The sequence below is a fragment of the Streptomyces sp. NPDC059443 genome (assembly GCF_042750105.1).
Classification (GTDB): Bacteria; Actinomycetota; Actinomycetes; order Streptomycetales; family Streptomycetaceae; genus Streptomyces.
This window is the reverse complement of the sequence record NZ_JBHYVM010000007.1, coordinates 263,068-276,414: the sequence shown is the minus strand read 5'-3', so window position 1 is coordinate 276,414 and position 13,347 is coordinate 263,068. Positions and strand designations below refer to the sequence as shown.

Annotated in this window: 10 protein-coding genes; 4 read left to right on the top strand and 6 right to left on the bottom strand. The window is 72.0% G+C overall.

From position 1 onward, the window contains the following. Positions 1–865: penicillin-binding transpeptidase domain-containing protein (locus ACFXDJ_RS09955; protein ID WP_384848705.1), on the top strand; the 865-nt coding region annotated here is incomplete at its 5' end. 31 nt (positions 866–896) lie between these two features. Here the strand turns inward: ACFXDJ_RS09955 and ACFXDJ_RS09950 are convergent. Beyond that, positions 897–2,078 (bottom strand): serine hydrolase domain-containing protein, encoded by a 1,182-nt coding sequence (locus ACFXDJ_RS09950; RefSeq protein WP_384663031.1) that lies wholly within the window; start codon positions 2,076–2,078, stop codon positions 897–899. Between the two features lie 28 nt (positions 2,079–2,106). Then, the gene (locus ACFXDJ_RS09945; protein ID WP_384663033.1) at positions 2,107–2,856 is read right to left on the bottom strand and encodes an energy-coupling factor ABC transporter ATP-binding protein; all 750 of its coding nucleotides are present in this window, start codon (positions 2,854–2,856) and stop codon (positions 2,107–2,109) included. 143 nt (positions 2,857–2,999) lie between these two features. Between ACFXDJ_RS09945 and ACFXDJ_RS09940 the strand changes: the two genes are divergently transcribed. Further along, positions 3,000–4,352, top strand: a complete 1,353-nt coding sequence (locus ACFXDJ_RS09940) for an RNA-guided endonuclease InsQ/TnpB family protein (protein ID WP_384663035.1) — start codon at positions 3,000–3,002, stop codon at positions 4,350–4,352. Here the strand turns inward: ACFXDJ_RS09940 and cbiQ are convergent. Both cbiQ and ACFXDJ_RS09930 read right to left on the bottom strand, forming a co-directional pair. After that, positions 4,235–4,996, bottom strand: a complete 762-nt coding sequence (cbiQ, locus tag ACFXDJ_RS09935) for a cobalt ECF transporter T component CbiQ (protein WP_384663037.1) — start codon at positions 4,994–4,996, stop codon at positions 4,235–4,237. The genes ACFXDJ_RS09940 and cbiQ overlap by 118 nt on opposite strands. After that, positions 4,996–6,060 (bottom strand): energy-coupling factor ABC transporter permease, encoded by a 1,065-nt coding sequence (locus ACFXDJ_RS09930; protein ID WP_384663039.1) that lies wholly within the window; start codon positions 6,058–6,060, stop codon positions 4,996–4,998. The genes cbiQ and ACFXDJ_RS09930 overlap by 1 nt, the downstream gene beginning before the upstream one ends. A gap of 165 nt (positions 6,061–6,225) precedes the next feature. Here ACFXDJ_RS09930 and ACFXDJ_RS09925 point away from each other — a divergent pair, with 165 nt between their 5' ends. Continuing rightward, entirely contained in the window at positions 6,226–6,642 is a 417-nt protein-coding gene (locus ACFXDJ_RS09925) for an SsgA family sporulation/cell division regulator (protein WP_384848702.1), read from the top strand. Between the two features lie 224 nt (positions 6,643–6,866). Here the strand turns inward: ACFXDJ_RS09925 and ACFXDJ_RS09920 are convergent, their stop codons facing one another. Together ACFXDJ_RS09920 and ACFXDJ_RS09915 are read right to left on the bottom strand one after the other, a co-directional pair. After that, the gene (locus ACFXDJ_RS09920) at positions 6,867–9,086 is read right to left on the bottom strand and encodes an MMPL family transporter (RefSeq protein WP_384658918.1); all 2,220 of its coding nucleotides are present in this window, start codon (positions 9,084–9,086) and stop codon (positions 6,867–6,869) included. Positions 9,087–9,223: 137 nt separating this feature from the next. Further along, complete coding sequence (locus ACFXDJ_RS09915) at positions 9,224–9,814, bottom strand: TetR/AcrR family transcriptional regulator (RefSeq protein ID WP_384658916.1); 591 nt, start codon at positions 9,812–9,814, stop codon at positions 9,224–9,226. A 198-nt stretch (positions 9,815–10,012) separates the two neighbouring features. On the opposite strand from ACFXDJ_RS09915, the gene ACFXDJ_RS09910 reads away from it, so the two are divergent. Continuing rightward, a partial coding sequence (locus ACFXDJ_RS09910) for a S41 family peptidase (protein ID WP_384848699.1) occupies positions 10,013–13,347 on the top strand: 3,335 nt, incomplete at its 3' end.

Sequence of the window (13,347 nt, the reverse complement as noted above, 5' to 3'; positions counted from 1 at the left end):
CCCCCCCCCCCCCCCCGCGCCCCCGGCGGGGGCGCGCCCCGTCCAGCCCAGCACCGGCGACGTCCTGGCCATCGCCGACCACCGCGGGGACGGCTTCCCCGCGTCGATCAGCGGCGCGCGCGCACCCGGATCCACGATGAAGATCGTGACCTCCGCGATGCTGCTGGACCGGGGGCTGGTCTCGGCGGACAAGGTCGCCGAATGCCCGGCGGAGGTGTCGTGGGAGGGCCGGACCTTCAAGAACCTGAACGGCTTCAAGCTCGACCACGAGACCTTCGCGACGAGCTTCGCCCAGTCCTGCAACACCGCCTTCATCAAGCAGATCAAGCCGGTCAACGACATCGGAGCGCTGCCGAAGGAGGCCCGGGAGGTCTTCGGCATCGGCGTCGAATGGAAGGTCGGGGTGGCGACCGTGGACGGCAAGGTCCCGGAGGCCACCGGCCCGGCGGCGGCCGCCGAGTACATCGGCCAGGGCCAGATCCAGATGAACCCGCTGACCATGGCCTCGATCACGGCGACCGCCCGGACCGGGGTGTTCCGCCAGCCGGTCGTCGTCAAGGCCTCGATGGACGACCGCGAGCTCGCCAGGGCCTCCCGGGCGATGAAGCCGTCGGTGGCGGCGCAGCTGGTGCGGATGATGAAGCTGACGGCGACCAGCGGTACGGCCCGGGGCGCGATGTCGGCGGTCGGCGGCTCCGACAAGGGGGCGAAGACCGGCTCGGCGGAGGTCGACGGGGCACAGAACCCGGACAGCTGGTTCACCGGGTTCAGCGGTGACGTGGCGGCCGCCGCGATGGTCGAGGGCGGGGGCCACGGCGGCGACGCGGCGGGCCCGATCGTGGCGACGGTCCTCAACTCGGGCTGATGTGCCCGCCGCCCACCCCGCCCCGGCCGGGTTACAGCGCCGAGCGCAGGGCGCGGACCAGGGCCTGGGCGCGCGGGTCGGCGGTGACCGACTTGGCGTGGGCGTTGGTGACGTAGCCGAACCCGATGCCCTCCTCCGGGTCCGCGAAGGCGAGCGAGCCACCGCGCCCGGGGTGCCCGAAGGAGGCCGGGGACAGCAGCGGTGAGGCGGGGCCGTGCAGCATGTAGCCGGGGCCGAAGCGCGTGTTGACCACCAGCACGCGGTCCGGGCCGGAGGAGAACTCCTTGCCGGCGAGTGCGGTGGTGGCCGGGGTGAAGATCCGCGCGCCGTCCTCCACCACCCCGATGGTGGCGGCGTAGAACCGGGCCAGTGCGCGGGCCGTGCCGATGCCGGCCGAGGCGGGCAGCTCGGCCGCGCGGTAGGCGGGGTCGTTCTCGTCCGGCAGGGGGTAGATGGCCGCGAAGGCGCGGCGGGTGAGGGAGTCCGGATCGGCGTAGGCCTCGGAAACGTTTCGCCGCGGCCGGGTCCTGAGCGTGCCGGCGCCCTCCGGCGGATCCACGGGCGCCACCCGGCCCACCCGGTGGGTCTCCGTCTCCGGCAGGCCGATCCAGAAGTCCAGGCCCAGCGGCTCCGCTATCTCCTCGGCCAGGATGCCGGCGAGCGAGCGGCCGGTGGCCCGCAGCACGAGCTCGTTCAGCAGCCAGCTGAAGGTCTGCGCGTGGTAGCCGTGCTCGGTGCCCGGCTCCCAGAAGGCGTGCTGGGCGGCGACCGCGCGCGGTCCGGAGACCCCGTCGGCGGCCTCGGCCACGGTCAGCCCCCGGTCCAGGGCGGGGACTCCCGCACGGTGTGCGAGCAGGTCCCGGACCCGGGCCCGCTCCTTGCCCCCGGCCTTGAACTCCGGCCAGTACGAGCCCACCGGCGCGTCCAGGTCGAGCAGCCCGCGCTGCTGGAGCAGCAGCGGGACGGCGGCGGCCACGCCCTTGGTCGCGGAGCGGACGATCTGCACGGTGTCCTCGGCCCAGGGCTCCGTACCGTGCGCGTCACCGTGCGCGTCACCGTCCGCGTCCTTGGTGCCGCCCCAGAGGTCGACGACCTTGCGCCCGTCCCGGTACACGGCCACGGCCGCACCCCGGTCCCCGAGCACCTCGAAGTTGCGTACGAACGCGTCTCTGACGGGCTCGAAGCCCTCCGCCACCACACCCTGGATGTCCACGGGCAGTCCAACAACCTCCGACCGGCGCTTATGCCACCACTACGGAGCGGGGGTCGAAGCCGAAGGGCAGTTCCAGGCGGTGCGCGCGCATCAGCTCCTCGTCGCACAGCAGGTCCTGCGTCCGGCCGTCCGCCACCAGGGTGCCCTCGCTGAGGACCACCGCGCGCGGGCAGAGCTCCAGCGCGTACGGCAGGTCGTGCGTCACCATCAGCACCGTGACGTCGAGGGAGCGCAGGATGTCCGCGAGCTCCCGCCTCGATGCCGGGTCGAGGTTGGAGGACGGCTCGTCCAGGACCAGGATCTCGGGCCGCATGGCCAGTACGGTCGCCACCGCGACCCGGCGGCGCTGCCCGAAGGACAGGTGGTGCGGGGGCCGGTCCGCGAAGGCGGACATGCCGACCAGGTCCAGGGCCTCGCGCACCCGCTCCTCCAGCTCGGCGCCGCGCATCCCGGCGGCGGCCGGGCCGAAGGCCACGTCCTCCCGGACGGTGGGCATGAAGAGCTGGTCGTCGGGGTCCTGGAAGACGATCCCGACCCGGCGGCGGATCTCGGCGAGGTTGCGCTTCTCCACGGGCAGCCCGGCCACGGACACGGTGCCGACGCCGCCGCTCAGGATGCCGTTGAGGTGCAGCACCAGCGTGGTCTTGCCCGCGCCGTTGGGGCCGAGCAGCGCCACCCGCTCGCCCTGTCCGACGGTCAGGTCCACCCCGAAGAGGGCCTGGTGGCCGTCGGGGTAGGCGTAGGCGAGGCCGGAGACGTGCAGAGAGGGTGCGTTCACCGGATCTCTCCCAGGATGCCGGGGGCTTCGGCCCGGGGAGGAATGGGTCCCGCCGCCGTAGGCGCGGAGCGCCGGGGTTCGTTTCGCATATGTGGTGACCTGCGCTTTCTGGCGTTGTCAGTGGGCTGGTCTAGGTTGACCGCGTGACGGCATCTCAGGAGACGGAAGAGACCGGGCATTCCCGGTACACCTACCGGCTTCGCGTGTCGTCGACCGCGCTCGCCAGTTTGTTGGGTGAGTGGGCCCGGTGCCGGTGGCTCTGGAACGAGTGCGCCGCTCGGTCGAAGAAGGCCCACGCCGAGGACGAGAACTGCGGTCCGGCCCGACTGGACAAGATGCTGACCGAAGCCCGCAATTGCAACACCTGGTTGGGTGACGGCAGCAGCGTTCCGCAGCAGCAGCTCGTACGCGACTTCGGGAAGTCCCGTGCTAAGGCACTCAAGGACATCAAGGCCCGGTTGCCGATGCGGCAGCGGGCGGGGATGCCCAAGTACAAGAAGAAGTCCCATGCCGACCCGAGCCTTAACTACACCCGGCGCGGCTTCCGCATCAAGGACGGCCGCCTGCATCTTGCGGGCGGTATCGTCCTGACCGTGGTGTGGTCTCGCGATCTCCCGGCGGACCCGTCCTCGGTGCGGATCTACCGCGACAGCCTCGGGCACTGGTACGCGTCCTTCGTCGTGGCCACCAACCCCCAGCCCCTCCCGGAGACGGGCGCGGTGATCGGGATCGACTGGGGTGTCAGGGAGACTGCCACAACCACCAGCGACGCCCATGACCTCCCGCACGCGGAGCACGGCAAGAAGGCCGCCGTCAGGCTCGCCCGCTATCAGCGGATGATGGCCCGCCGCAAACCGGCGAAGGGCAAGCCCGGTTCGAGGGGCTACCGGGCGGCGAAGAAGCTGACGGCGAAGCTTCACAAGAAGGTGGCCCGGCAACGTCAGGACAGCGGCCGCAAGTGGGCCAAGTCTGTGGTCCGCGACCACGACGCCCTGGCGGTGGAGGACTTCCGCCCGAAGTTCCTCGCCAAGTCGACCATGGCCCGCAGGGCCGCCGACGCCGCCATCGGCGCCACCAAGACGGCGTTGATCGGCATGGCCCGCAAGCACGGGCGTATCGTGCACCTTGTCCATCCCGCGCACACCACCATGGAGTGCGCGCAGTGCGGAGCGAGAACCAAGCACGCACTCCCCCTCTCGGAACGTACCTACACCTGCACCGCGTGCGGAGCCGTGTCCCCCAGGGACAAGAACTCCGCACACGTGATGCTGGTCCGGGCTGGTCTCAACCCGGCTGGTGCCGATCGTGTAAGAGCTGACGGACCGCCGGTCCACAGCCGACGTGAGCCAGGAATCCCCGCCCCTAGGGCGGGGAGGATTCAAAGGGTCCATCCCATCAGACAGACGGCGAGCGCCGTCACGGGGAGCACGGCCGCGTACGCCCACTGGGCGCGGGTGGCCGCGAGTTCGTCGATCACCGGCATGGACCCGGCGTAGCCGCGGCTGACCATCGCGAGGTAGACCCGCTCGCCGCGTTCGTAGGAGCGGATGAACAGGGCTCCGGCCGTCTTGGCGAGGACCCCCCAGTGCCGGATCCCGCTCGCCTCGAAGCCGCGGGAGCGCCGCGCGACGGACATCCGGCGCAGCTCGTCGGTGATCACGTCGCCGTACCGGATCATGAAGGAGGCGATCTGGACGAGCAGCGGCGGCAGCTTGAGCCGCTGGAGGCCCAGCAGCAGGGCGCGCAGTTCGGTGGTGGAGGCCAGGAGTACGGACGCGGCCACGCCGAGGGTGCCCTTGGCCAGGACGTTCCAGGCGCCCCAGAGGCCGGAGACGCTGAGCGACATGCCGGCGAAGTCGATCCGCTCGCCCTGTGCCACGAAGGGCATCAGGACGGCGAAGGCGACGAAGGGCACCTCGATCAGGAGCCGGCGCAGCAGGAAGGCGGCCGGGATCCGGGCCACGGCGGCGGCCGCCGCGATGAGGACGGCGTACAGCCCGAAGGCCCACACCGCCTCGCGCGGGGTGGACACGACGACCACCACGAAGGCGAAGGCTGCGGCCAGCTTGCAGTGCGGCGGCAGCTCGTGGACCGGTGTGTGCCCGTGCCGGTAGAGCTTGTGGGCGTGGCCCGCGCCCATCAGGCGGCCGGGACGGCCGTGGAGGCCGCCGTCAGGTCTTCGGCGCGGCGGCGGCGCACGGTCCAGAAGATCCCGGTGCCCACGAGGACGGTCGCGCCGACGCCGATGGCTCCGGCGAGGCCGCCGGAGAGGCGGGAGTCGGAGACGTCCTTGACGCTGTAGTCGGCGAGCGGGGAGTCGGCGGAGGCGTGCTTCGTGACGTTCTGGTCGATGCCCTTGTCGGCGGCGACCTTCTCCAGTCCGTCGGGGCTGGAGGAGGCGTAGAAGGAGACGAAGCCGGCCAGGACGAAGGCGGTGACCAGGCCGGTGATCCACACGGGCTTCGTGGAGCGGGCGGCGAGGCCGACCGGGGCGGCCGGCCCGGCGGCGGCCGGGGCGTCGACCAGTTCGCCGCCGACACGCAGCTTCAGCGGAGCGGACAGCCCGCGGGCGCCGTGGACCAGGTCGGGGCGTACGGCGATCACGGCGCCGACGGTGGCGGCGGTGATGACGGCCTCGCCGATGCCGATGAGGACGTGGACGCCGACCATGGCGCCGAAGACCTTGTCCGTGGACACGTCGGCGGTGCCGCCGAGGGCGTAGAAGAGGGTGAACATGACGGCGGCGCCGGGGACCGAGAGCAGGGCTCCGGCGAAGGCGGCGGCGGTCACCGAGCGGCGGGTGCGGGGCAGCAGCTTCAGGAGCCCGCGGAAGACGGCGTAGGCGACGATCACGGTCACGACGCCCATGTTCGTGACGTTGACGCCGAGGGCGGTCAGACCGCCGTCGGCGAAGAGGACGCCCTGCATGAGGAGGACCACGGACACGCACAGCACGCCCGTGTAGGGGCCGACGAGGATCGCGGCGAGCGCGCCTCCCAGCAGGTGGCCGCTGGTGCCGCCGGCGACGGGGAAGTTCAGCATCTGCACGGCGAAGATGAACGCGGCGACGAGGCCCGCGAGCGGGGCGGTGCGGTCGTCGAGTTCGCGGCGGGCGCCGCGGAGGCTGACCGCCACGGCTCCGGCGGCGACGACACCTGCGGCTATGGAGACGGGGGCATCGATGAAGCCGTCGGGCACATGCATGGTTTCGCTCCGCTTCCTCAAATCTTTAACCGTTCAAGGATAGTGCCCAATTGCGAATCGTTGGCAAGAGCGGTGCTGCCACAAATAGGTCCGCGCGGATTCGTGGGAATGTGCGAGGCTGGGGGAAATGCGGACGCATATGTTCCGATTCGAGGAGTCTTGTCGATGTCAGCCACCGCCGAGAATCCGCCCGCGACCGCGACCATCGTGGAGGAGCGGGTGCGGGCCCGTGTCATCACCGACGACCCGCTCTACCGCGCCATCCCGGTCGCGCTGCGCTTCGTCCCCGCCGAACCCCTGGCCGTGCGGATCGTGTTCCCCGCCGACCTCTCCCCCGAGGGCACCGACAACGAGTGGGTCTTCCCCCGGGCCCTCCTGGAGGCCGGACTCCAGGCCCCGACCGGGACCGGCGACGTACGCGTCTGGCCCTGCGGGCGGGTCCAGGCCGTGGTCGAGTTCCACTCCCCCGAGGGCGTCGCGGTGGTCCAGTTCGACATCGCCGCGCTGCGCCGCTTCCTGCGCCGTACGTACGCACCCGCGCCCGCGGCCGCGGCCGCCGCCACCGCCTCGGCCACCCGTTAGGCCCAACGCGCCCGAACGGGACCGGCCCCGCACCCCCCCGGGGGGGGGGCGGGGCGGCGCGCGGGGGGGGGGGGGGGGCGGGCGCCGCGCCCCCCCCCCAGCGCCTAGCACCCTGTCTAGCCCCCCCCGCCCCGGGCGCCGCGGCCCCCCCCCCCCGGGGGGGGGGGGCCCGGTCCTGCGTGCGGGGTGCGCGGTGCGTCGAGCACCGCCCGCCGCCCGTCGGGTCAGACGTTGACGAGCTCGCGGTCCTTGCCCTGACCGTCGGAGCCGTCCGAGCCGCCCGAGGACTCCCCGAGGTGCTTGCGCAGGCTCTCGCCCTCCACGTCCACGTTCGGCAGGATCCGGTCGAGCCACTTCGGCAGCCACCAGGCCTTGTGGCCGAGCAGCGCGAGGACGGCCGGGACGATGGTCATCCGGACGACGAACGCGTCGAAGAAGACCGCGATGGCCAGACCGAAGCCGATCATCTTGATCATCTGCTCGCCGGATCCGATGAAGCCCGAGAACACCGCGATCATGATGACCGCCGCGGCCACGACCACCCGGGCGCTGTACTGGAACCCGGACACGACGGCCTGACCCGGCCGCTCGCCGTGGACGTACGCCTCACGCATGCGGGTGACCAGGAAGACCTCGTAGTCCATGGCCAGACCGAAGACGACGCCCACCATGAAGATCGGCATCATCGACATGATCGGACCGGGCTGCTCCACCCCGAAGATCGAGCTGAGCCAGCCCCACTGGAAGACCGCGACGACGGCGCCGAGGGCGGCGACCACCGAGAGCAGGAAGCCGAGGGCCGCCTTGAGCGGGACCAGGACCGAGCGGAAGACGAGCATCAGGAGCAGAAAGGCGAGGCCGACGACGAGTGCCAGGTAGGGCACCAGGGCGTCGTTCATCTTCTGCGAGAAGTCGATGTTCATCGCGGTCGCGCCGGTGACGAGGACGTCGTCGCCGCTGCCCGCGCGGATCTTGTGGACCAGGTCCTCGGTCTCCGTGGAGGACGGGCGGTCCTTCGGGATGACCGTGATGACGGCGGCGTCGCCAGCCTTGTTGAGCTGGGGCGGGGTCACCGCGACCACGCCGTCCAGGCCCTTGATCCGGTCGACCGTCTTGTCCGCGAGCGCCTTGTCCCCGTCCACGACCACCATCAGCGGGCCGTTGAAACCGGGGCCGAAGCCCTCGGAGAGCAGGTCGTACGCCTGGCGCTGGGAGGTGGACACCGGCTGCGAGCCGTCGTCCGGCAGGCCCATCTCCAGCCTGCTCGCCGGGATCGCGATGACGCCGAGGCCGATCACACCGGCCAGCAGCACCATGACGGGGCGGCGCAGGACGAAGCGGGCCCAGCGGGTGCCGCCGTTGGGCTTGGGCTCGGCGCCCTCGGCGGGGGCCGGCTTGCCCTTGCCGAACAGCTTGCTCTTCGTACCGGCGGGCAGGACCTTCTTGCCCGCGAACCCGAGGATGGCCGGGACCAGCGTCAGGGCGACGAGGACGGCGATGACCACGGTGCCGGCGGCGGCGAAGCCCATCTTGGTCAGCATCGGAATGTTGACGACGGCCAGGCCCACGAGGGCGATGACCACGGTCAGACCGGCGAAGACCACGGCGGAACCTGCGGTTCCGGCGGCGCGGCCGGCGGCCTCCTCGCGCTCACGGCCCTCGGCGAGCTCCGCGCGGTAGCGGGAGACGATGAAGAGCGCGTAGTCGATGCCGACCGCGAGGCCGATCATCGACGCGAGGGTGGCGGTGCTGGAGCCCAGGTCCAGCACGCTGGCGAGCGCGGTGACCGAGGAGACGCCGATGCCCACGCCGATCAGCGCGGTGACCAGCGGCAGTCCGGCCGCGATCAGCGAGCCGAAGGTGATGACGAGGACGACCGCGGCGATGGCGATGCCGATGATCTCGCCAGGACCCGTCTCGGGGGCCGCCATCAGGGCGTCTCCGCCGATCTGGACGTTCAGGCCGGCGGCCTTGGCCTCCGTACCGGACTCCTTGAGGGCTTCGCGGGTCGCGTCGGTCAGCTCCATACCGCTGACCTTGTACTTGACGCTGATGTAGGCGGTGGAGCCGTCCTGGCTCACGGCCTTGGCCTCGTACGGGTCGGCGACCGAGGAGACCTCGTCCTTGCCGGCGCCGTCCTTCAGGCCGGTGACGATCTTCTCGACCTGGTCCTTGGCGGCCGGGGAGTCGATCTTCTCGCCCGCCGGGGCCTTGATGACGATGCGGGCGGTGGCGCCCTGGGCGGCCATTCCCGGGAAGCGCTGTTCCAGCAGGTCGAAGGCCTTCTGGGCCTCCGTGCCGGGTATGGAGAACGAGCCTGCGGTGGGTGTGGAAGCCGTAGCCGCGCCGAAACCGGCGAGGAACAGCAGCGCCACCCAGACGAGTGCGACGAATCGACGGCGCCGGAAGGCGCCCCTGCCGAGTCGGTAGAGGAAGGTGGCCACGTCGGTGGTTCTCCCGTTCGGGTCGTGGGATGGATCAGGGCATGGAATGCCGGTCCGACGACGAGAGCGGCGTGTCAGAGGCAGCAGGAATCGAGCGCGGGGACAGCTCGGCCGGACGGTGTTGGGCGGGAAGGGGATCAGACGCCGAGGGCGGGGAAGACCACGGCGTCGATGAAGTCACCGAGGAAGCGCCGGTCGACGGACCGGTCCTCGATGAGCGGGAGGGCGATGAACGCCCCGATGAGCATGTGCGGGACGAAGGCCAGGGCCGGACAGCCCGCGGCGATCTCGCCCCGGTCCACCGCCCGTTGCAGCATCAGCTGGAGACCGGTGATCTCCGGGTCGACCAGCAGTTCCCGCAGCGCCTTGTGGAGCTCCGGGCTCTCGTGGACCGCATGGGTCAGACCCCGCATCAGCGCGGTGTCCTTCGCCATCTGGGCGTCGTCGGAGTTCTCGACCATGACGGCGAAGTCCCCGCGGATGCTGCCCGTGTCGATCTCCCGGAGGGAGACCGGCTGGGTGCAGCGCAGGGCCTTGGCGACCAGCTCGGGCTTGCTCCCCCACTGGCGGTAGAGGGTGGCCTTGCTGGACTTCGTACGGGCGGCGACCGCGTCCATGGTCAGCGCCTCGTAGCCGACCTCGCGCAGGAGGTCGAGGACCGCCCCGTGGAGTTCGGCTTCCCGCTCGGGGGTGATCCGGCTGCGGCGCGACATGACCTCTTCGACCATCTCGTCGTCTCCTCCCGACCTTGCCATCCGAACGAAACCGTTTCGTACTCGTAGGACGATACCCCTGCGCTCAGCGAAACGAAACCGTTCCGTTTCGCTGAGGGAGTGGTGTCGGTCACTCCGGAGGGGCCGTCGCGACACACCCATGGATCACCTGTACGAGTTGCCGGCCCCCCTCCCCGCGGAAAGCATTGGGGGGTGAGTCACGACGCGGCGTACCTCCGGTTCCCCCATCTCCATGACGATCTGCTGTGCTTCGCCACCGAGGACGATCTTTGGGTGGCGCCCTTGGTTCCTCCTGGAGAACCGGCAGGGCGGGCCTGGCGGATCACCGTCGACCGGACCCGGGTGGGCCACCCCCGGTTCTCCCCCGACGGCAGGCACATCGCCTTCACCACCTGGCGCAGCCTGGACCCCGAGATCCACCTCGCCCCCGTCGAGGGCGGCCCGGCCCGCCGGCTCAGCTACTGGGGCTCCACCGACACCCGGGTGTGCGGCTGGGACCCGGACGGCAGCATCCTGGCCGTCTCCTCGCACGGCCAGCCGTTCTCGTACTACTCCTGGGCCTACAAGCTGCCGACCGACGGCAGTCCCGGCGGCCGCCTCCCCTGGGGGCCCGTCTCCGACATCCAGGTCGCCGACATCGAGGGCGAGCACCGCACCCTGCTCCTGACCGGCAAGCCCCCGCACGAGCCCGCCGCGTGGAAGCGCTACCGCGGCGGCGCCACCGGGCGGCTGTGGCTGCACGGCGTCCGGCTGCTGGAGGGCATCGAGGGGCATCTGGACTCCGCGATGTTCGTGGCCGGCCGGATCGCCTTCCTCTCCGACCACGAGGGCATCGGCAACCTCTACTCCTGCCTGCCCGACGGCACCGATCTGCGCCGGCACACCGACCACGAGCAGTTCTACGCCCGGCACGCCTCCAGCGACGGCTCCCGGATCGTCTACCAGTGCGCCGGCGACCTGTGGATCGTCGAATCGCTGGCCCCGGACGCCTCCCCGCGCAAGCTGGAGGTCCGCCTGGGCGGCCCCCGCGCGGGGCGCCGCACCTACCAGGTCCCGGCCGCCAGCCACGTCGACTCCCTCTCCGTCGACGCCACCGGGCGAGCCAGCGCCGTCGTCGTCCGCGGCAGCCTGTACTGGCTCACGCACCGCGACGGGCCCGCCCGCACCATCGCCGACACCCCGGGCGTACGGGTCCGGCTGCCCGAGATGCTGGGCAGCGGCGGGCAGGTGGCCTACGTGACGGACGCCGAGGGCGAGGACGCCATCGAGATCGCCTACCTGCCCCGGGCCTCCGGGGACCGGGAGCCGCGCCGGCTGGCCTCGGGCGAGCTGGGCCGCGTACTGGAGCTGCTCTCCGATCCGGACGGGGAACGGCTCGCCATCGCCTCCGACGACGGGCGGCTGCTGCTCATCGACGCGACGGAGGAGTCCAACGGGGAGGCCAGCGAGCTGATCCGGTCCGACAACGGGCCCGTCACCGACCTCGCCTTCTCCCCCGACGGCTGCTGGCTGACCTGGTCGCACCCGGGCGTCGGGCGCTCCCTGCGCCAGATCAAGATGGCCCGGATCACGGGACCGGGCGCGCGCACCGTCGTGGACGTCACCAACGGCCGCTTCGACGACGAGAACCCGGTCTTCACCCGGGACGGCCGCTACCTCGCCTTCCTCTCCTGGCGCGGATTCGACCCGGTCTACGACGTGCACACCGGCGACCTGTCCTTCCCGCTGGGCTGCCGCCCGTACCTGGTGCCGCTCTCCTCGGCGACCCCCTCGCCCTTCGCGTTCACCCCCGACGGCCGCCCGGCGGCGGGCGGACTCGACCCGGCCGAGGGCGATACGGGCGACGGCGCGGTCACCGTGGAGGTGGAGGGGCTGGAGAGCCGGGTGACGCCGTTCCCGGTGACGGCGTCCAAGTACTCGGCCCTGTACCCGGTGAGCGGCGGCGGGCTGGTGTGGCTGCGCTGGCCGATCTCCGGCGCGCTCGGCGAGACCTTCGCCAACCCGGCCGACACCAGCGGCAAGCCCACGCTGGAGCACTTCGACCTCACGAAGGCCCGTAAGACGGAACTGGCCTCCGGGCTGGACTGGTTCGCGGTCAGCGGGGACGGCACCCGGCTCGTCGTCAACGACGACGGGGACCTGCGGGCGGTCCCGGCCACCGAGTCCGGCGACAGCGACTCCACCGTCTACCTGGACCTGCGGCGCATCCTGCACGAGGTGGATCCGGCGGCCGAATGGCGCCAGGCCTTCGAGGAGGCCGGGCGGCTCATCCGCGCCTACTTCTGGGAGCCGAAGATGTGCGGCATCGACTGGGACGGGGTGCTGCGCCAGTACCGCTCCCTGGTCGAACGGGTCGCCTCCCCGGACGAGTTCGCCGACCTGATGCGCGAGGTCCTCGGCGAGCTCGGCACCTCGCACGCCTACGTCTCCCCCGCGCGCCGCAACGAAGGGCCCCCGCACTACCAGCGGGCCATCGGCCTGCTCGGCGTCAACCTCTTCCCCCGCGATGGGGCCTGGGTCATCGCCCGGATCCTGCCCGGCGAATCCTCCGACTCCAAGGCCCGCTCCCCGCTCGCGGGCACCGGCATCCGGGAGGGCGCGGTCCTCACCCACGTCGACGGCCGGCCCGTGGACCCGGTGGCCGGCCCGTTCCCGCTGCTGTCGGCGGCGGGCGGCACCACCGTGGAGCTCACCTTCGAGCCCGCCGAGGGGCAGGGCCGCTCGCGCCGGGTCGCGGTCGTGCCGCTGATCGACGAGCGGCCGCTGCGCTACCAGGACTGGGTGGCCAAGCGCCGCGCGGTGGTCCGCGAGGTCAGCGGGGGCAAGTGCGGCTACCTGCACATCCCCGACATGGGCGGCTCGGGCTGGGCGCAGTTCAACCGCGACCTGCGCGTGGAGATGTCGAAGCCGGCCCTGATCGTGGACGTACGGGGCAACGCGGGCGGGCACATCAGCGAGCTGGTGGTGGAGAAGCTGACCCGCTCGATCCTCGGCTGGGACCTGACCCGCAACGCCCAGCCGGTCTCCTACGCCTCCAACGCGCCCCGGGGCCCGATCGTGGCGCTGGCCGACGAGGCGACCTCCTCCGACGGGGACATGATCACCGCGGCCTTCAAGCTGCTGGGGCTCGGCCCCGTCGTCGGCCAGCGCACCTGGGGCGGGGTGGTCGGCATGACCGGCCGGCACACCCTCGGGGACGGAACGGTGATCACGGTGCCGATGAACGCGGCGTGGTTCCCCGAGTACGGCTGGTCGGTGGAGAACCAGGGCGTGGAACCGGACCTGCCGATCCTGCGCACCCCGCTCGACTGGGCGGAGGGGCGGCACGCCCAGCTGGACGACGCCGTGCACCTGGCGCTGGAGCTGCTGGAACAGGACCCGGCGGCGGTACCGCCCGGCTACACGGACGTACCGGACCGGGGGGGGGCCGCCGCGGCGGGCCGCGCCGACACCGGGGGGGGCGTCAGGGGGGGGGGGGGGGGCGGGGCGGGAGTGGGGCGCGCGCGGGGGCGCGCCGGAGAGCGAGA